The 20,262-nt window shown below is 68.9% G+C and carries 11 protein-coding genes; 3 read left to right on the top strand and 8 right to left on the bottom strand.

Translation table 11 applies throughout. The features are described 5' to 3' along the window. Window position 1: 1 nt before the first annotated feature. Both D7W81_RS17135 and D7W81_RS17130 read right to left on the bottom strand, forming a co-directional pair. Window positions 2–8,077: a hypothetical protein gene (locus tag D7W81_RS17135; protein WP_147445512.1), complete on the bottom strand. Its 8,076-nt coding sequence runs from the start codon at window positions 8,075–8,077 to the stop codon at window positions 2–4. A 33-nt stretch (window positions 8,078–8,110) separates the two neighbouring features. Further along, window positions 8,111–10,468, bottom strand: coding sequence for an AAA family ATPase (locus tag D7W81_RS17130; RefSeq protein ID WP_120556463.1), 2,358 nt, complete (start codon window positions 10,466–10,468; stop codon window positions 8,111–8,113). Window positions 10,469–10,615: 147 nt separating this feature from the next. Between D7W81_RS17130 and D7W81_RS17125 the strand changes: the two genes are divergently transcribed. After that, window positions 10,616–11,116 carry a flavin reductase family protein gene (locus D7W81_RS17125; RefSeq protein WP_120556462.1) on the top strand — a complete coding sequence of 167 codons (501 nt, stop codon included), beginning with the start codon at window positions 10,616–10,618 and terminating at the stop codon, window positions 11,114–11,116. A 46-nt stretch (window positions 11,117–11,162) separates the two neighbouring features. Beyond that, window positions 11,163–11,762, top strand: coding sequence for a superoxide dismutase (locus D7W81_RS17120; RefSeq protein ID WP_120556461.1), 600 nt, complete (start codon window positions 11,163–11,165; stop codon window positions 11,760–11,762). 79 nt (window positions 11,763–11,841) lie between these two features. On the opposite strand, the gene D7W81_RS17115 is transcribed toward D7W81_RS17120, so the two are convergent. The 5 genes from D7W81_RS17115 to D7W81_RS17095 form a co-directional block, all read right to left on the bottom strand. Beyond that, window positions 11,842–12,051, bottom strand: coding sequence for a hypothetical protein (locus tag D7W81_RS17115; RefSeq protein WP_120556460.1), 210 nt, complete (start codon window positions 12,049–12,051; stop codon window positions 11,842–11,844). Window positions 12,052–12,096: 45 nt separating this feature from the next. Continuing rightward, a complete protein-coding gene (locus D7W81_RS17110) occupies window positions 12,097–14,823 on the bottom strand; it encodes a serine/threonine-protein kinase (RefSeq protein WP_120556459.1) in 2,727 nt (908 codons plus the stop codon). A gap of 50 nt (window positions 14,824–14,873) precedes the next feature. Next, entirely contained in the window at window positions 14,874–15,608 is a 735-nt protein-coding gene (locus tag D7W81_RS17105) for a lysophospholipid acyltransferase family protein (protein WP_208721341.1), read from the bottom strand. A 61-nt stretch (window positions 15,609–15,669) separates the two neighbouring features. Then, window positions 15,670–16,632, bottom strand: coding sequence for an SMP-30/gluconolactonase/LRE family protein (locus D7W81_RS17100; RefSeq protein ID WP_120556458.1), 963 nt, complete (start codon window positions 16,630–16,632; stop codon window positions 15,670–15,672). Between the two features lie 77 nt (window positions 16,633–16,709). Next, entirely contained in the window at window positions 16,710–17,522 is an 813-nt protein-coding gene (locus D7W81_RS17095; RefSeq protein ID WP_158621615.1) for a sigma-70 family RNA polymerase sigma factor, read from the bottom strand. 221 nt (window positions 17,523–17,743) lie between these two features. Here D7W81_RS17095 and serC point away from each other — a divergent pair, with 221 nt between their 5' ends. Beyond that, window positions 17,744–18,832 (top strand): 3-phosphoserine/phosphohydroxythreonine transaminase, encoded by a 1,089-nt coding sequence (gene serC / locus D7W81_RS17090; RefSeq protein WP_120556456.1) that lies wholly within the window; start codon window positions 17,744–17,746, stop codon window positions 18,830–18,832. Window positions 18,833–18,891: 59 nt separating this feature from the next. Here serC and D7W81_RS17085 read toward each other — a convergent pair whose 3' ends face one another. After that, window positions 18,892–20,163 (bottom strand): GH25 family lysozyme, encoded by a 1,272-nt coding sequence (locus D7W81_RS17085; RefSeq protein ID WP_120556455.1) that lies wholly within the window; start codon window positions 20,161–20,163, stop codon window positions 18,892–18,894. Between the last annotated feature and the right edge of the window lie 99 nt (window positions 20,164–20,262).

The following is a 20,262-nucleotide window of genomic DNA, read 5'->3' as shown; positions in this document are numbered from 1 at the left end:
CTCATGGGGGCCACCGCCCCGGGAGCAGATCGATGAGACGGCGGCCGAAGGTCTCCGCGTCCACCTCGATGGGTTGTGAATAGTAGCGCGGACCCGCGATGTGGTACGCGCCGCCGGAGCCGGGAAGGTTGCCCGCCCACAGCGCCGCCAGTGGATGCGCACGGCGCCGGAGCGATAGCTGGTACGCCTGATAGGCCTGATAGTAGTGCCGGGTCTCGTGGACGATGGTGCCCACCGCTTCGCCCACCGTCAGCCCCTTCGCGATGACCAGCTGGCCCCGCTTCCGGTACGGCTTCAGCCGTCCGCCCTTGAGGCGCCGGAAGTTCCAGCTCATGTAGCCATAGTCCCCGCGCAGGCGCTTGAAGAGGACCTCTGGCTGCCGTGACTTCGGGATGCCCAGCGCCTCGAAGGTGGCCTCCGCCGCCTCGCGCAGCGCCAGCTCCTTTTCCAGGGGGGGCAGCGCGTTGAAGCGCCGCGGGTCGAGTTCTGGAATCTGCACGAGCCGGTCGCGGATGTCGCGCAGCTGCGCGCGCTCGAAGGCCTGGAACTTCCGCGTCTTCCATTGGAAGGACTCGGTGATGTCGAAGTCTCCCCACCCCAGCACCCGGCCGCCCGCCACCCGCGTGCGGACCCGTTTGGTTTCGTCCAGCCCCGTGACGACATCCACCACGTCCTCCACCGAGGCAGCCTTGACGGGGGGCGGGGGCATGAACTTCTCGTCGATCCGGACGATGGTGCCCGCGACCTCGTTGGGATCCAGGCCGCGCATCATGGGAGGCCGGCGCTCGAGTGCGAGGCCATGCTTCGCGAAGAGCCCCTCGCCGGGCGTGGCGCCGTTCACGATGGCCTCGATCTGGTCGAAGGCCCGATCCGCGATGTCGACGTTCCCCGACTTGAGCGCCGTCCTCAGGTCGTTCTTGAGCCGCTTGACGAGCGCCAGGTCCTCCGCGCCCGGAGGCAGCTGCCGGGTGAGCAGATCCAGCTCGCGCCAGGCGCTCGCCGCCCGTTCGATGCGCTTGGACAGGATCTGGGGGGGCATGTCCGTCCCGGGCCCGATGCGCACCTCGATCCTCACCCGCCACTCGTCCAGGGCGGCCATCGCCACCGCGGCGTGCCTCGGGCTCAGCTGTTGGCTGCGCTGGAAGTTGGGGTCGGCGAGCGCAACGCGAAGCTGCTGCAGGTTGCTGTGCAGGTTCTCGCCGGTGGAGGTGAACCTGCGGAACCGGGGAGCCTTCTCGCCCCCCTTGACCTCCATGATGTGGAGGTCCGCCTTGGTGGGATTGACGCCATCGTCGAACTGGAAGAGCAGCTCGTCGAAGCCGCTGTCCTGATCGCCCTTGGGCTTGAAGGTGACGCGCTGGAACTCCTTGCCCGGCCCCAGCCGGCCGCCCAGCTTCTCCTCGGTCATCCGCAGGGAGGCGACCTTCTCCAGCTCTTCGCCAGCGAGCCGGATGTCGCCGCCGCGCCTCTCCCACCGGTTTCCCGAGCGGGCGGAGAGGATCTCCTCGAAGAGGTGCTTCTCGCCGTTCGCCTGGGTCTTCTCGACCAGGCGGTAGTAGCGCCGCTCGTACACGCGCCTCTTCTTGACGAACTTGAACTCCTCCCAGGCCGGCCCCACCTGGGCCAGGGTTTCTCCGGCCTTCAGCTTCTCCTGCTGGGTGGTGCGCTCGAGCAGTTTCCCCGTCAGGGGCTTGCGCTCCACCAAGGCGATCTTCGGATCATCCAGGTCAGGCCGCTGGAGCGAGTACGGGCCCACGTCCGCGTTCGCGTGGACGAGGGAGGTCTGGGGCCAGTCGCCCTCGGCCAGCGCTCCCTTCGGCGGCTCGGGTGCGCCGGTCGGCTTGGGCGCCTCCACCTTCGGGGGCTTCGTCGCGGGGAACAGCTCCAGCTGCGGCGTCTCCGGGACCCCTCCCTCCGGCGGCTTCGACGGCTTCGGCGCGGAGAAGTCCATCTCCAGCTGCTTCGTCTTCGGTGCCTCCGGAACCGGCGGAGTCCCGGGCGGTTCCTTCTTGCTGAACAGCCGCGGCGGTTCGTTCAGGTACTGCGGCTTCGAGCGCACGCCCTGGCCGAACTCCGCCATGTCCACCGGCGTGAAGGCGTCCACCTCCTTCATCCGCTGGCGCAGGTTCCCCAGCGTCTTCTCACCCTGCTGGATGCGGCGGGTGGCCACCGCCGGGTCCATGGACACGCCGCGCTTGCCCTCCAGCGAGGACAGCAGCGACTCCTGCGCTTCAATCTCCAGGCGCAGCTTCTTGCGGTAGAGCTCGAACTGCTTCTCGATGGGCAGCTGGTCCCAGTGCCGCAGGGCCCGCTCGTCCAGCGACTTGACCAGCTCGCGAGTGGCCTTGTCGTGGCGCTGGAGCAGGTGCAGCCCCTCCTCGCCCAGGTCCGACAGGTCCGCGCCCGCCTTGACGAGGAGGGTGGGCTTGCCGCGCCGGAACATCGTGACGGCCTGGGCGGATTTGCTGCCGGTGATCGCCTCGAAGTCGCCCTCGGGGATCATCTCGATGGGCGTGTTCGCGAACGCCTTACGCTGAGCCGGCGGGATGTGCTCCAGCAGCTCCTTGCGCATCGCGCGCTGGAGCTGCTTCCGGTCGAAGTCGCCCGACATCTGCTTGAGCAGGCTGTCGTCGAACTCGCGCAGGAACTCCTTCATGTTCCCGGCGGGGTTCTCCGCCTTCCACTTCTTGAAGAGGGTCAGCCGCTCCTTGGGCGTGCCCCGGAAGTTCAGCAGGTCCTGGGTGCGCGGCGGCACATGGGGCTTGGAGATGCCGCCCAGCGCGCCCAGGCCCCCGGCCATCACCGCGCCTGGCGCGGCCTGCATCGCGGTGCCGGCCAGCACGTTGAAGAGCGCGTTGCCGCCCTTGTAGTTCTCGTCGTTGAGGACGTTGCCCAGGAACGCGGAAGGGACGGACTGCGCCAGGCCTTCGGCGCCCTGGGCCAGACCGTGCGCCGTCATGCGCGCCAGCACGCCGCCTTCCTCCGCCATGCGGGCCAGGAACCCCAGCTTGAGCAGCTTGGAGCCCATGCCCGCGGTCGCCGCGGAGAGGAGCGCGTCCAGGGCGCCCACGCCCGCGTCGGTGGCCGCTTCCTCCCAGCCGTAGGCGCTGCCCTTCATGGCGGCCTTCGTCGCCATCATGACGGCGGCCGTCGCCAGCGCCGTGCCCACCAGCACCGTCGAGCTGGCCATGAACGCGCCGAACGCCGCCCAGAACCCCGCGCCCACGGGGGGGGCGAAGATGCTGACGATGACGCCGATGATGACCACCACCGCCATCACCACCGCGCCGAGGATGTTCACGAGCCGGTCGGTGACGAAGTCCACCTGCTCGCGGTGCATCTTCACCGACTCGTCGGCGTATTCCCCCTGGAGCTGCACGCGCTCGGACTTCTTCTCCCAGTCGTCCTGCCACTTGCGCAGCCCGTCGGCGGTGTAGTTCGTGTCGCCGGGCTTCGGGCGCATCCGCTCGTGCAGCTCCAGCGCGGACACTTCGGCGCTCAGCGCGTTCGCCTGGTCCAGCACCAGCTGGTACTCCGAGGACGCCATGAAGTTGGTGGAGTTCGCCTCGAAGTTCACCCGGCGCCAGGCGCGGTCCGCCTTCTCGCGGGGCGTGACGGGCTCGCCGAAGTCCACCATGTCCAGGATGTCGAACTCCTCGCGTCCGCCCAGGTCCTCGTCCAACCGGTCCCGGAAGCGCTGGTAGGGAGTGCGCGTGTCACCGGCGTCGGGCGGGTTGTTCTTCGCCCACTCCTCGGCGATGGCCTCAATCTCCGCCTTCGTCTTCCCGGCGAGGACCTCCGTGAGCGCGTCCTCGTCCGTGCCCGCGCCCTGCACGGCGTACTGAACAATCTCCGCGTCGGTGAGGTAGCCCTTCTCCAGGAGCGCCGCGACGGCCTCCCGGTCCGCGCCGGACGTGTTCATCAGGACGGCCTGCTCGAAGGTCGCCTGCAGGTTCGTGCCCTCCACGTAGGCGCTGTCGTACTCGGCCGCGAGCGCCTTCATGTTCGCGGGGGCGTTGGCCTGGGCCTGGGCCTTCGCCTTGACGTCCACCTCCTTGCGTTCCTTCGAGATGCGGGCCTGGACCTTCTCCGGGCTCCACTTGTCCAGGAACTCCACCTCGCTGATGCGGCCCTTGCGGCGGTCCTCCTCCGTGAGCGGGCCTTCGCTGGCGGGCTTGACCTTCGCCTCGTCCAGCGTGCGCTCGATGTCCAGCCGCTCCTGGATGTCCAGGTAGCCGTCGCGGCGCGCGTCGGCGATCTGCCGCTTGCCCTCCGCGGACATGGCGTCGCGGATGATCTTGTCGTCCGCGTAGAAGACGCTGGTGTGCTCGATGCGGATGCGCGCCGCATCCACCTGGAGCCCCTTGTCGTCGCGCAGGCCCTCGATGAGCTTGAGGTCCTCGCCCTTCATCTCGTCGTGGAACGCGGCGCTGAGCGCGCTCTCCCCGGCGGTGCGCTCGGTCCACTCCGCGCCGTATTGCTTCTCATACGACGCGTCGATGGCCTGGTTGCGCTTGAGCAGCTCCGCGCGGAACGTCTGGGTGTCCCAGCCGTACTGCTGCGCGTCCGCCTCCGTCTCCTTGCGGATGCGGTCGTAGACGCCCTCCATGGCCTTGCGGTCGGTGCCCAGGCCAAAGAACCAGCCCCCGCGCATGGCGCGGTCCATCTCGATGGCGCGCGCGTCCTCGGTGCGGCCCTCCACCAGGGCGTGCATCTCGTCCGCGTCGTGGGTCTTGAGCGAGCCGCTGCGCAGCTCGTCGTCCATCTGGGCGACGAGCTCCTTGCCGTACTTCGCCTGGTAGGCCTTCTTGATGGCTTCAATCTGCTCCGGCGTCTTGCCGCGAAGCAGGGTGAGGATGGCGTCCTCGTCCGTGCCCAGGCCCGTGCCCAGGAACGTGCCCTCCATGGCGTCATTGAGCTCCACGGCGGCGGCCTTGGCGGCGTTGCCGGAGAGCAGGGCCTCGGCCTTGTCGGCGTCATGCGTGGTCGTGCTGAAGAAGTCGTCCAGCTCGCTCTTCAGCCGCTCGCGCAGGTTCTCGCCGTGCTCCTTCTCGTAGAGGACCTCGATGTAGTGGCCCTGCAGCGGGTTCAAGTTGGCGAGCGCGTCGAAGATCTTCTTCTCGTCCGTGCCCCACTGGTCCACGCCCTCCCAGACCTTGAGGCTGATGTTGCGAGCGCGGTTGCTGAAGAGCGGCTCCTGCTGATCCACGACGGTCTTCAGGCGCTCCAGGTCGGTGGACGCGAGCAGCTCCTTCTCCAGCGCCTCCAGCAGTGGCTTCTTGCGCTGGCCGGTGATGCGCACCGCCAGGCCTTCCGCCAGCGCCTGCACGGGGTCCTTGCCGCCCTTGCCGTAGTAGGAGAGCAGGATGGCCTTCTGCTCTTCACTGAGGGCGCTGTTGCCCTTGATGGCCTCCTCGTCCAGCGCCTCGCCCTGGCGCAGGCGCACCTCCGCGAGGAAGAGCATGTTCTGATCCAGCGACGTCTTGTTCTCCGCCGCGCGAGCGGTCTCCCACGCGCGGCTCTCGTCGTGGGCGGCGGCCAGCCAGTCGATGATCCACCCGAGCAGCCGGTCCCAGAAGCCGCGCTCGTAGCCAATCTGCTTCGCGTGCCAGTCGCGGATGACCTCCCGGGCCTCCTTGCCGGCGTCGCGAAGCTCCTGCTGGTAGCGCTCCACGCTCTGGTCGATGTCGCGCTTCGCCTTCGTGACGACGGCGCCAATCTCCTTGCGGCGGTCGTCCAGCCACTTCTTGGTGGGGCGGTACGCCTCCGTGGCGGCCTTGAGCTTCACCGGATCATCACCGGCGTCCTTCTTGAGCAGCCACTCGTCCTGGAGGGCGGCCAGCTCGTAGGCGCGCATCTGGTCGGTCGCGGCCTTCGCGAAGGCTTCCTTGAAGCGCTTGCCGTTCTGGTCGTACCGGACGACCCAGTTGCTCACCTTGGTGTCGACGGCGGCGATGAGGGCATCGCGTTTGCGGCGGGCCTCGGTCAGGTCCACACCGCCTTTGATGGCGGCGGCCTTGGCCTCGGACTGAGCATCGAGCGAAGCGCGCATGCGCGACAGGGAATCCGCGAAGGACTTGCCGCTCTCCTCCAGGCTCTTCTTCGCGTCCTCGTGGGTCTGGCTGAGCGTGCCGGTGGTAGCGGCGTGCGAGTCCACCAGTTGCTTGCGGCGGGCCTCCACCTTCGCGTCCAGGTCCTCCTTCTTGATCTGCGCGGCCTCCGCGACGCGCTGGAGCTCCGCGGCGAAGATGGGCCGTTCGGCGGCGATGAGCGCGGTGCCCCAGGACGCATCCAGGCCGCCGGGGACATACGCCTCACGGGCCTTCTGGACGGAGGCGTCTGCGTACTTGTCCGGAGCGGCGAGCAACCGCGCCAGCACGTCGCCAATGTCCACGCGAGCGAAGTCGGGGACGTTGATAGGCGCGGGCGCGGCCTGTTCGAGGACGGTGATGCCCTTCGCGGGCTCCTTGGGCTGGACCTGGGCCTTCTTCTGCTTGTCGGCCGCGGCGGTGATCTTCTTCTGGAGGAGCGTCCAGTCCTTGAGCTTGTCGGGGTCGGTGGGCTTCGGGCCGCCGGGCTTGTAGACGATGTCGCCGAGCGGGCCCTTGATGAGCATGTGCCCGCCGTCGTCGCGCATGAGCTGCGAGCCGATCTCCGGCACGTGGCCCAGCGGACTCCTCTGCAGGTCGGGGAGCTTCGCTTCCTTGACCTCCAGCTTCCGCTCGCACTTCGCATCCACCAGCGAGGAGGCCTTGCCGGTGGGGTCGTCCGGGATGGCGGGCAGGTCCTTCGGCTGCTGTGCCGGGGTGATGGCCTTCTTGCCCTCGTCCTCCAGTTGTTTGAGGCGCGCGGCGCGGACCGCGTTGGGGTCCACGGCGGCCTGGGTGATCTTGAACGTGTAGCGGGGCGCGGGAGGAAGTTGGGGCTCCGGGACCTTCGCCGTGGTGCCGGCGATGCGGCCCTTCCAGGCGGCGACGGGATCCGCGTCCGCGCTCACCGCCGGAGCGGTGGGGATGGGGCCCGCCGTGACAGGCGCTTCCGGAGCAACAGGTGGAGCAGGAAGCGGGGAGGGCGGCTCCACCGCCGCGATGGCTCCCGTCGGATCCGGCGCGGTTTCGAGTCCCCGTTGGATCCCCTGCACGCCCTGCGCGTGGGCCGACGCCAGCTGCTTCTGCCACTCCATCGCGGCAGGGACTTCAGGGTCGGCCGTGTCGGCCGTGGCCTCCGTCTGGATGGGAGGAGGCTGGGCGGCAGTGTCGCCACTGGAGGCCGAACGGATGTCGATGCGGACGTCGCCCTGGCCCGACAGCGCGGACACCTTTGTGTCGATGCGAGCGGCCTCGTCCATGCCGCCGGGAGCCGTCCCAGCGGGGATAGCGGCGGGCTCGGGGAGCTGATCCGGTGTGGCCGCTTCACCGCCCGCGCTGGGCGCATCCACGGTGGTCGCTTGCAGCCCTTCAGGCGCAGGGGAAGTACTGCCCCCGAGTCCCGCGGCGTCGGACGTGCTGTCCTGCACGGGTGAGAGGTCGGAAGCACGTGCCTCGGCGAGCCGCGCGGCCGTGTCGCCAAGCTGGTCGGCGGAGCCCGGAGGCAGGACGGCCATGCGCGCCGAGTCACGCCGCCGGGCATCCTCCTCCTGCTGCGCGATGGTCGCGGGCTGGGACGTCCCCGCAGCTTGCGCAAGTCCGGTGTTCGGCTGTGGTGCAAGCCCATGGATGCCCAGCTCCGCCTCCACGGCGCCGGGAGTGGAGAGCAGCGCGACCTCGGGCGGGTGCACCGGGCAAGGTTCGAAGAGGTGCGAGCGGGGACCACCCAGCGTCCGCCACGCGGGGTCACTCCACCGGCGCTCCAGGTCGCGCGCCGCATCGCGCAGCACGGGCCCATGGAGGGCGGGGCTAGCCCCCTTCAGCGACGCAAGCCGGGCCGCCAGCTCGCGAGCAGGATTGGACGAAGAGGGACCTCGGGGTACGACGCCCGGCGCACGGGGAAGGGCCGCGGAGGACGAGGGAGTGCGCCCGGAGCTCTTCCGGATCGTGGCCTTGGTGGAGGCCTTCGAACCCTGGTCACGGATGCGCACGGCCCCCCCTCCGCACCCTCAGTGAGGAAAACGCTAGGTCATCTCCACATCCAGGACCAGGGAGGCCCGGATGGGATGTCCATGACTGCTCCAGAAGCGGTGGAGCAGGTCGAAGTCGTAACTCTCCTGGACGCGAGGTGTGAGCTTGCGGCCATCCAGCTCGTGCGGAAGGCCACGTGAGAGCAGCCCATGCAGCACGCCGAGCAGCTCATGTTCCTCCTCCGCGCGGTTGGACCACGCGGACACGATGAGGCCCAGCCGCAGCGATCCATTCTGGGTGACGGCCAGACGGTAGAGCGCGAGCGACACCGCGGGCCGCTTCCCCGCGAGCGCCTCCCGGGTGGGAGAGCCGTGGAGGATGTGGATCTCCTTGAGGAAGTGTTGTCTCAGCTGCGAGTCCAGTGCCTCCTGGAACACCTCCGCCACGCGGCGCAGGCGCGTACCCGCGTCCAATGCATTGTCAGCCTCAGGACGTCGGGACAGCCGGCCCAGCTCATACAGCTCCAGCGCGACAGCGCGCTCCAGGTGTTCCTGGGCCAGCGGAGCGCCAGCCTGCTCCGCGAGGAAGATGGCCTTGAGTGCGGCATTGCGGATGTCGCCGCCCGCCAGCCGGTGCCGCTGGGCAAGGCCCGCCAGGTCGAGCGTCCCCGCGCGTGGCACACCCTCCGGAAGCATCAGCTCCCAGATGCGGCGGCGCTCGTCGACCTCGGGGAAGGGGAACTCGATGCGAGCGTGGAAGCGGCGCAGGAACGCTTCGTCGATGGCGGTCTGGAGGTTGGTGGCGAGGATGATCAGCCCGTCGTGGCGTTCAATGCGCTGGAGGAGGAAGCCGACCTCCAGATTGGCGAAGCGGTCATTCGCGTTGCTGACCTCCGTGCGAGCGGAGAAGAGCGAATCCGCTTCATCAAAGAACAGCACGGCGCCAGAGCGCTCGCCGTGGGACAACACCTCATCGATGTTCTTCTCCGTCTCGCCCACGTACTTGCTGACGAGCCGCGACAGGTCGACGACGTAAAGCGGCCGGCCCACCGCATGGGCAATGACCTCCGCGGCCAGGGTCTTCCCGGTGCCGGAGCGTCCGGAGAACAGGGCCACCGGGCCCGTGTTCAACCGGAAGCGGCGGGACAGACCACGCTCCTCCGCGACGCGGTCACGCTGTGCCACGTAGAACAGCAGGCGCTCCAAAGCCGCGCGAGTGGTGTCACGCACCACCAGGTCCGCGAACGTCCGCGAAGTCTCCAACCGGTAGCCATGGCGCAGCGGAACCTGGACGAGCCGCGAGGCCGCGGCACGAAGCGAGTCCGCATCCCCCTCCGGAGCCGAATCGAACGCGCGGCGGATCTCCTGGAGCCCACCGCGAAAGCCAGACGCCAGCTGACCCGCATCCGCCTCCGTCAATGACAGACCCCGGACCCCGGCCTCCTCCAGCCACAGGGCCCGCCGCTGGACGAAGCCCAACGCTGGAGCCGCATGGTGTGGCACGGCGAAAGGCTGCGCGGAGTCCGCGAGCACCAGGGCCCGCCCGCCAAATCGCTGACACAGCCCGGACAGCGTCTCCGTGACGGAGAGCGCCAGCCCCCGCTCGCACCCGGCCATGTCCAAGGCCAGCATCGCGCCGCGCACGGAGGCCAGTCGCCACAAGGCCCGAGCCATGGATACAGGTTCCGGAGCGCCTGCCCACCGGGCGGCGACCAGCGGCCCACCCGAATCAGCGGCGAGCTCCAGCGCCACGCCCAACCGTTCACCCTCGCCATGCACGACAGCGAACGTCCCCGGAGTTGCGCGCTCCCCGGAGGGCAGGAACTCCGCGCCATGCCACTCCAGCGACAGGTCCCCCAGCACGGAGGGGCGCGGCAGTTCCAGCAGGGCCTCCCGGACCTCAGGAGCCAGGTCCACGGGCCGGAGCATGGGAGGAAAGGCACCGGAGCCCGTCTGCACCAGTCCACCGCCCACGAGCAGCCCGCTGTCGGTCAGCGACGCCAGCAAGCGCTGCGCACGAGCCGGAGTGCGGCCCAGCACGGTGAAGAGCAACCGCTCCACGTTCCAGCCCTGCGCGGTTTCGTCCTGAAGCACGGCGAACAGGCGCGCATAGCGAGGCTCCAGCCACGTCGCGAGCAGGAGCAGTAGCGCCTCCTCCTCGACGGTGTCCAAGCGAAGCGAAGCCCGCAGCCGGGCGAAGGGAAGGGGAGGCGAAGCCCCCAGGAGCGGCGTCTCCGCGAGCGCGGTGCTGAAGGCCAGCTCGGAGGTGGAAGGTCGCACGGTGGTGCGCACGGCATCCCAGCCCGACTCCTGTTCCCCCCGGAGCTTCGACGCGCGGGCCTCCTCCAGGTCACACACCTGGACGAGCAGCGCATCCAGACGCCGCAGCGTCTCCCCCCACAACGGATCCATGGGCGCCTCCGGCCGGCCAGCATACGGAGGGCAGGGGGATGCGGCCATCGAGGGGCCCCGGAGGGCAGGTGCCAGTGCGTTGGTATTCCGCCAATGGATTGGAGGAAGTGCTGACCCGGTGGCGGGGCGGGTGGTAGAGACCGGCACATGACTCAGAGCGGTACTGAAGGGGTGTCGGCCCTGGACTTCCGGGAGGCGATGTCCCGGTGGGCGAGCGGGGTGGCGGTGGTCTCCGTCCGGGACACGGACGGGGTCGCGGCGACGACGATCAGCTCCTTCAGCTCGCTCTCCCTGACGCCTCCGCTGATCGTCCTGGCGCTACAGCAGGCCTCCCGCACGTTTCCGCGCGTGGAGGCTGCCCGTCGCTTCAGTGTGAGCGTGCTGTCCACCACCCAACGCGACGTGTCGATCCACTGCGCGAAGGGGGAGGCCGAGGGCCGGATGTTCGACGAAGAGGCCTTCGTGCAGGACAGCCTGGTGGGTCTGGCGTGCGCTCTGTTGGATGTGCACCGTTACGGCGATCACCTGTTGCTGGTGGGCCGCGTGGAGCGCATCCAGCGGGGAGTGGACGGCGAACCGTTGCTCTACTGGAACCGGGCGTATCGAGCGCTGACGGCGCACCCGGAACCAGGGCCCGCCCCGAAGTAGCGAACGAACAGCAGCACCTTCACTGAACCCAGAAAGGACGTACCCGATGCCCTTCACGCTGCCCGAGCTTCCCTACAAGAAGGACGCGCTCGCCCCTCACATGAGCGCGGAGACGCTGGAGTTCCACCACGACAAGCACCACGCGACGTACGTGAACAAGCTGAACGAGCTGACCGCGGGCAAGCCCGAGGCCACCAAGTCGCTGGTGGAGGTCATCCTCAGCAGCGATGGCCCCGTGTTCAACAACGCCGCCCAGGTGTGGAACCACACCTTCTTCTGGAACTGCATGACGCCGGCCAACGGCGGTGGCAAGCCGACGGGAGAGGTCGCGGAGGCCATCAACCGCGACTTCGGCTCCTACGAGGAGTTCAAGCGTCAGTTCGCCGACGCCGCCGCCACGCAGTTCGGCTCTGGCTGGGCGTGGCTGGTGCAGGACAGCGCCGGCAAGCTGTCCGTGATGAAGACGGCCAACGCGGACCTGCCGATGAAGCACGGCAAGAAGGCGCTGCTGACCATCGACGTGTGGGAGCACGCCTACTACATCGACTACCGCAACGCGCGCCCCAAGTTCATCGAGACCTTCCTCACCAGCCTCGTGAACTGGGACTTCGTGAACCAGAACCTGAAGGCCACCGAAGTGAAGTGATGTGAAGTGACGGGAACCGCGCGGCCCGGCCCGGCACGGTCCGGAGCAGCGCGGTTCTCGGAAGCCTTTCGCGAAGGCCTCAGCGGGGCTCGCACCAGTCATCGCGGCACTTGTAGTACTGCACGTAACAGGCATCCTCTTCCGCCGGCGTCGTCGCCGCGCGCATGCACCGGGCGCGCATGTCGATGCAGTACGGGCAGGGACCTGCCGCTTCCGCCTGGGTGTTGCTGAATCCCGCCGCGAATCCCAGACATGCCGCCACTGCCGCCAGCGCCATCTTGAGCTTCATCACGACCTCCGGTTGGAGTTGGACCGCAATGACAGCCTAGCACTGTCATTGTGGGGAATGTCGAACCCCGGCCAATCCCTCCACCAAGAACAGTCGCGAAAGCGCCTCGTTGTAACTGTATGCGTAGAACTTTCCATCCGCAGAGAGCGCCAGCGTCATCACGGAGATGAGGCCCGGCATGCTTCCCCGCGCGGGGAGGGTCAGGTGCGGCGTGCTCACGCCGGTCTTCACGTCGACCTTGGAGACGCGCACCGGGAGCGAGACGCTGCGCAGGTAGAGGGCTTCTGCGCTCGCATCCCAGCCCACCACCGACTGGCCCGTGAAGCGGCCGGGGACGACGCTGCGCGCCTCACCCGTCGCGGAGAACACGCGGAGGCTTCCCTCTGCATTCACCGCCGCGAGCCGCATCCCGTCCGGGGAGATGGCCGTGTCGAACCCCGTGCCTTCCGGCGTGATGGGCGTGGGCGCCCCGGCACCAGGTTCGAACACCCACAGGCGAGCAGGACGCCCCTCTTCGTGCGCGCGCAGCAGCAGCCGCTTTCCATCCGGGAACCAGCGCGCTGTGAGCACCGTGGAGACCGGAGCGAGCGAAAGAGGACGAGGCTCACCCGCCCCCGTGGGCAGCAGCAGGAACTCCATCCGCTCGCCGTAGCGCGCCGTCAGCACCTGCTTGCCGTCCGGGGACAGCGCCATGGGGATGCCGTCGCCGAGCCGGACCGGTGGGGCGCCATCGGTGGTGCGCAGATAGGCGCCGTAGGTGGGGCCCTCCACCTCTCCCCCTTCGGCGAAGATGAGGGTCCGTCCGTCGCGGGACAGGTCCGTCATGAACGACGAGTCAGACCACGCCAGGTCCCGCTCCGCCCCGGCGTCTCCGAAGGCGAGTCCGGTGCGGATGACCGGGTGATCCACCAGCACGGAGCCGTCCCGGGAGATGTCATGCAGCACCATCCGCCCGGCGATCCGATCCACCGCCCGCGTCGTGCCTCGCAGGTCCACCGCGAACAGCTCGGAGTCCGCGCCCTGGCGAGAGGCGGTGAACCACACCTCGCTCCCATCCGGAGTCCACGCCAGTCCCCGGATGCTCGCCCAGTCCTGGGAGAGTTCGCGGGGCGGACCGTCCTTCTCCAGCACCCAGACCCCGCCCCGGTCATCCTTCGGGTGTTCATGGAACAGGAAGGCGATCCGCGCCCCGTCGGGGGACACGCGCGCATGGCTGATCCAACCCTGGGACTCGAAGCGCACCGTGCCGGGAGGCTGCTCCAGCCGGAAGTTCTCGCCCACGCGGCGCACCACCGCGAGCGGTCCATCTCCGAGTCCCCAATCCGCCTCCAGCACGCCATCCAGCACGGCGCGCGGCGCACCACCGGCCAGCGGCATCAGGCCCAGCGTCCCGCTGCCATGGTCGGCGTCGAAGAATCGAGGCTCCAGCAGCACCGCCAGCTCACCCTTGGACGACGCGGCGAGCACGTCCGCGTGGTGTCCCAGCGGCTGTGACAACGGGCGCTCCGTTCGAGCGCTGTAGAGCTCCGCGGCGCCTCCCTCCCACGCCGCGCCATAGAGCAACGTGTGTCCGTCCGCGGAGAACCGCGCGTTGAGGACATGTCCCCGGCGGAACGTGACGGGGCGGTACACCGGGCGCGAGGTCGTCACCGCTTGCGCCGCCGGCACGGCCCGCATGCGTCCAAACGCCAGGAGCCCGCCCACCGCGCACAGCAGCACGGCCGCCGCGACCGCGAACAGGGCAGGGCGGGGGACCGCATGGCGCTGCACGGCAAGAGGCGCACCGCGAGCCGCGATGGACTCCAGGGCGAAGGCCAGGTCCTGCGCGGACTGGAACCGGTCCTCCGGAGCCTTCGCGAGACAGCGCGCAATCACCGCCCCCAATTCCCCCGGCAGCGCGGGAGGCTCATCGCGAAGCGCGGCGCTCATGCGCTCCACGGGGCTCTCCCCGCCGAAAGGAGCACGGCCGCTCAAGGCCTCATGGAGCACCGCCCCCAGTGAGAACACATCCGCGCGAGCATCCACGCCCTGACCGCGGATCTGCTCCGGCGCCATGTACCCGGCGGTGCCCACCACCGCGCCGCTCTGGGTCAGCGCGGCGTCCTCGCTGCGCTCCGTGAGCCGGGCCAGCCCGAAGTCGAGGATCCGCGCGCCGCCATTCGCGCAGAGGAAGATGTTCGCGGGCTTGAGGTCGCGGTGGATGACGCCGCGAGCGTGCGCGGCCGAGAGCCCCTGCGCCAACTGGATGCCCAGCCGCAGCGCCTGTTCCCGCGGCAGGGATCCGCGCATCAGCCGCGTCCGCAGGGTGACGCCCTCCAACCACTCGGTGACGAGGTACGGCACGTCCTCGTGGGTGCCCACGTCGAACAGGGAGAGCAGGTGCGGATGGGACAGCGCGCCCGCCGCGCGAGCCTCCTGCCGGAAGCGGGCCAGCCGCTCCGGGTCCTGGGCGAATTGTGGCGGGAGCACCTTCAACGCCACGTCCCGTCCCAGCCGGCCATCGCGAGCCCGGTACACATCGCCCATGGCGCCACTGCCGGCATGGGCGACGATGACATACGGCCCCACCTGCTCCCCCGGAGCGAACGAGCGGGGAAGGGGGGCCGCCTCCGCGAGCCGGCCCTCCGCGTGCCACGTCGCCGCGACGGCCGCGAGCAGCGACCCGCAGGCCTCACACCGCGAGAGGTGCGCCTCGGCGAGGGCGCGCTGCGCGGGCGGCAGGCGGTCCTCCACGAAGGCGAGAATCGTTTCCTCGGAAGGGCATCCCGACATGGGGTGTGCGGCTCCAGCAGGCGGTTGAAAAGGCTGAGAGGAGGAGACCTTCAGCGTTCGGCGTCCATGCGTGCCTTCTCGCTGACAATGACCTGACGCACGTGGTCTCGCAGTGCGTGCACGTCCCCGGCGAAGCCCGCCGGGTCGATGGGCTCCAGCACGCGCACCCGGGCGTGGACCGCCTGCTGGATGATGAGCCCGTGCTTCGGCATGGTCCGCGCGGTGCCGGTGAGGACCACGGGGATGATGGGACAGCGCTGCTGGATGGCCAGCGTGAAGGCGCCGTCCTTGAAGGCCTTCACGTTGCCGTCGTGGGAGCGGGTGCCTTCGGGAAACATCAGGATGGGCACGCCGCGAGACAGCCAGTGCTCACACTCGGCCAACATCTGGATGACGCTCGCGCGGTCTCCACGGATGATCGGGACGTAGCGGTTGAGGCGCATGTTCCAGCCGATGAGTGGCAGCTTGAAGTTCTCCGCCTTGGAGACCCACTTGAACGGCCGGTAGAGGCCGAAGAGGACCAGGATGTCCCCTAGCGACTCGTGGTTGGCCACCAGCACCGCCGCGCCCTTCCACGGCAGGCGTTCGCGGCCCTCCACCCGCAGGTGCCACATCGGGTTTACGTAGAAATACAGCTGCGCCCAGAAGCACGAGTACAGGTGCAGCACGCGCCCATTCGCGTCAAACGGGCGGGTGAGCGCCCACAGCAGGAGCGCCCCAATGAACAGCGCCGCGCTGGACAGCGCGAGGAAGATCCAGAACGAGATCGAGAGGAGGATTCGGATAATCCCCACTCTGTCATGGATGAGGGATCCACGTACCGGAGCCCGCCGGAAGCGTTCGTGCTCAGGGCAGGAGCGGAGGCACCGCGACCCGGTATGCCCGGAAGGGCAGGGCCGGAGTTCCTGGAGCACCGAAGAGGAACCCCATCTGCGACTCCAGCACCCACGCGCCGTCCCCGGTGATCGCGGCGGCGGTCGGCTCCACGAAGCCATTGGCGAGCACCTCCTTCGCACCGGAGCCATCACCCAGCGTCACCAGGGAGGCCCGTCCCACCGTGTTCTCCACAACGAGGAGCCGCCCTGAGTCCATCCACTCGACCCCATCCGGCGTCTCCAGGGCGGGCGTCACCGGGATGATCACCGGAGCCGCCGCGCTCCCATCCGGTTGGATGTCGATGGAGAACAGCGTGCCCGTGTCGCTCTTCACAACGTAGAGCCGGCTCGCTCCGTCGTACGCGATGCCATTGAGGGTGATGAGGCCCGGCTCGGAGGGGTCGTACGCGGCATCCGCGGACCAGGTCTCGAGCGCCGTCCCTCCCATGGCCAGCCGGAAGACCGCGTTGCCGAACGAGTCCGTCACGTACACGTTGCCCGCGGCATCGACGGTGACGTCGTTGCAGAAACTGACCTCGCTGGGCATGGCGTGGCTGGCCTTCTGGGCCCCCGTGGAGAGCGCATACGCGGTCAGGTACGAGGCCTGCGCGGGCAGCAGCAGGTCGTCGTAGGTGCAGGCCCAGAGCGTGTCGTGCGCCTCATCCACCTCGAGCCCATAGACGCCGAAGGAGGCGCGGCCCGGGACGAAGACCTCCGCTCCCAGTGCTCCGGGCTTGGCGCGAGCGATGGCGCCGGTGCCCAGGCTGCCCGCGTAGAGCGTGCCGTCCTTCGAGGCCGCGATGCCCTCCGGAAAGAAGTTCTCGCCGGGCCACTGCACCTCGGTGGGCACGGAGCCAGGGTCCTCCGGAAACGGCTCGCAGGCGGAGACGGCGGCGGCGAGGGTGACGACGGACAGCCAGGGACGGATGCGCATGGGGCGTTCCTCGGTGAGGCCCGGAAGGGGCCTTTCGATGCCCTGACACCGGCCGGAAAAACCCTTGCAGCGAAAGTTCAGCCTCCCTTGCCGAGGAGCCGCGTGAGGCTGAGATCCACCTGGCTCACGACCAGCGCGGCGATGCTGTCCACCGAGGACGCGCTGACGCCCAGGCGTTCGCAAAGCTGCCGCGTGGTGGTCTCGGCCACCTGTTCACGAGCACGGCTGAGCCAGCGCGAAACCGTGGACAGGTGCACGCGGTAGAGCGCCGCGATGGCCTCCAGGGACAGCGCCTCCACGTGGTACAGGCGCATCAAGGTGCGGTCCCTGTCGGACAGCTGACCCAACGCAGCACGCACGGCCTCCGTAAAGGCCTCACGGTAGCGAGAGCGCAGGTGTTCAAGCTCCGGCCCCAGCTGTTCACCGAACGCCGCCTCCACGGAGTCCTGGGCCGCGGCGTCCGCCCGCGTTTCAGAGCGCTTGAGGTTGAGCGCGATGCGCAGCGCCGCCACGCGCACCCAGCCGCCCAGGGCACCGTTGCCGGTGAACTCCGCGATCTTCGGCTCGGAGCCCGGTTCAGCCGTGAACAGCTTCTCACGGAGCAGCTGGCGCACCTCCGCCACGAACGAGGGCGAGCGGTCCACGCCGGAAACGAACGCGCCGACCTCGCGAAGGTAGCTGTCCTCGAAGAACTGGAGCGCGGCACGCTGGTGCCGAAGGCACCCGAAGGCCAGGTACAGCTCGGAAAAGGCAGATGAGTCCCCCGCGAGCGCCTCCAGGAGCGCCGTCGGGGACGTCAGCCGCTCCGCGACGAAAGCGACGAAGGCCTGAGGCTCCAGCACCAGCCCGGGCCAACGCGAGAGCGCGCGGTCAACCGAGGAGCGAAGCAATCCCTCCAGGCGCGAGGGCTCTGGAAGCGAAGCCGGCGCACAGCCAGAGGCCGCTAGGAAGGCGGAGGCCAGCGGGGTGGGAGCAGGGGACACAACCGGGACGCTACCACCCTCACCGGGCGGACGAGGCCTCTGTCCACCCCCGCCCACGTTGCTGATGACCCCCGGAGTTCCGCGAGCGAGAATGGCGCAGCGGTTCACTTCCCGGAGGACACGGTCCCATGCGCGTCATCAACTTCAATCCTGGCCCCGCCGGCCTCCCCACGGATGCGCTGGAGCGGGCCCGGGACGAACTGCTCGACTTCCAGGGCACGGGGATGTCGATCATCGAGCACAGCCACCGAGGCAAGGCCTTCGAGGCCGTGCACAACGAGGGCCTCGCCCTCATCAAGGAGCTGCTGGCCGTCCCGGACACCCACGAGGTCCTCTTCCTCCAGGGAGGCGCCTCGCAGCAGTTCGCGCAGGTGCCGATGAACTTCCTCCCCCAGGGCGGCTCCGCGGACTACCTGGTGACGGGAGGCTGGAGTGAGAAGGCAGTGGACGAAGCGCGCTACTACGGCACGCCGCGCATCGCCGCGAACACGGTGGACAAGGACAAGCGCTTCACGCGGGTCCCCACGCAGTCCGAGCTCCAGCTGGATCCGAAAGCCGCCTACGTCCACATGACGAGCAACAACACGCTCTTCGGGACGCAATGGCACACGTTCCCGGAAGTGGGGCAGGTGCCGCTGGTGGCGGACATGAGCTCCGACATCCTGTGGAAGCCCATCGACGTGAGCCGCTTCGCGCTCATCTACGCGGGAGCCCAGAAGAACATCGGGCCGTCAGGCATTGTCCTGGTGCTGGTGCACAAGGAGTTCATGGCGAAGGGCCGCAAGGACATCCCGAAGATCTTCCGCTACGCGACCTACGCGGAGAACAACTCGCTCTACAACACGCCGCCCACCTTCTCCATCTACCTCTGCCGCAACGTGCTCGCGTGGATCAAGGGAGTGGGAGGCCTGAAGCAGATAGAGGCCTGGAACCGCGAGAAGGGGGAGCTGCTGTACGCGGCCATCGACCGCAACGCGGGCTTCTACCGGGCCCCGGTGGAGAAGGCCTCACGCTCGTACATGAACGTCGTGTTCCGCCTGCCTGACGAAAAGCTGGAGGAGGCCTTCGTGGCCGAAGGGGCCAAGGCCGGCATGGTGGGAATGAAGGGCCACCGCATCACGGGAGGCATCCGCGTGTCCCTGTACAACGCAGTGACCGTGGACCATGTGAAGACGCTGGTTTCCTTCATGGACCAGTTCGCGAAGCGCAACGGGTGAGAACGCGGAGGCAACGGAGGAGGGGCGCGGTGGCATGAGCAGCCTCCTCTCTCCGGGTGTCAGCGCCGCTCGTACCCTGGGGGCAGTTTCACGTTGATGTAGAAGGGGTACTCCACGGCCACCGTCCGACCCTTGAAGGTCATGGGTTGGTAGCGGCGTGTGGACATCATCTGGATCAGCGCATCGGCCAGGCCGGTGGGAAACTTGATGGCGCGGCAGTTCGTCACCGCTCCGCTCGTCCCGATAGTGCACATCAGGATGGCCTCGCCCTCGACGCCCTGGAGCAGCGCCCGCTCCGGATAGATCAGCGGCTCACCCGGATGGAGCAGCCGAGGCGGATCCGGCGTCATGCCTTCCTGGTAGGGGACCCCCTTGGACGGTTTCGTCCCGGGGACGGGCGTGCCGGCATCCGGCGGGGAGGGAGTGCCGCCATCCGCCACCTGCACCGGCACCGGAGGCTCGGTGCTCTGGGTGGGCCTGGCACACCGGGACAGCGCGGGCAACTTCACCCCGCCTGGCTTGGGCTGCACGCCGGTCCGCAGGAAGACGTCGAACTCCTCCTCCGTGCCCAGGAAGACGTCCCGGTCCACGCACCCGGAGAGGCCCTTCACCTCCCCGTTGCTGCCGAGCTGCCAGAAGGACCACGGTCCTTCCTCTTCCACGCGTCCCGCCATCCACAGGGGGTAGTCCTGGAAGCCTGCGCCGAGCTGCTCGCGCCAGAAGACCGTGTCGCTGTAGATGATGGGCTTGCGCTGGAGCGCCTTCTCCACCTGCGTCAGCCACGCCTTCACCCCGGAGATGAGCTCGTCGCGCTTCACCGCGTCGGTCACCTCCACATCCAGCACGGGGGGCAGATCGCCCGGCTCGAGCCTCACCGTCTTCAGGAAGAAGTCCGCCTGGGCGCTCGCGCTGTCCTGGGGGCGGTAGAAGTGGTACGCGCCGCGCCGCACCCCGGCATTGGCCAGCGCGCTCCAGTTGTCCTGGAACCGGGGGTCCAGGAAGGACTGCCCCTCCGTCGCCTTCACGAAGACGAAGTGCGGCTTGTTCTTCAGCACCGTGGGCCAGTCCACCGGAGCCTGGAAGTGGGAGATGTCGAAGCCCGAGGGCATGCTCTCCAGCGGCGTGGTCCGAGCTGGCTGCGAGGGCTGAGCAGGCTGCGAGGGCTCTGAGGGCTGCGACAGCCTGGGCCAGACGACGCCCGCGCCCAGGGAGATGCCGGAAAGTGACAGGAGGGGCAGGACCAGCCCCACCAGCCGCCGCACCGGAGAGACGGCGGGCTTGAAGACGGGGGGGCGGAAGTATCGCGGGCGCTCGGAGTTCCGCGCGGCCATTCCAGGCCTCACGGGTGTTCGAGTCGGAGCGGGGACGGGGAGCACCGGGAGGGAGGCGGGAGGAGGTCCTTCGGGGCTGGCAGGGGCCGTGGGCTGGAC

The organism is Corallococcus aberystwythensis, assembly GCF_003612165.1.
Classification (GTDB): Bacteria; Myxococcota; Myxococcia; order Myxococcales; family Myxococcaceae; genus Corallococcus; species Corallococcus aberystwythensis.
The sequence above is the reverse complement of the archived record's forward strand: the minus strand, read 5'-3'. Positions and strand labels throughout refer to the sequence as shown.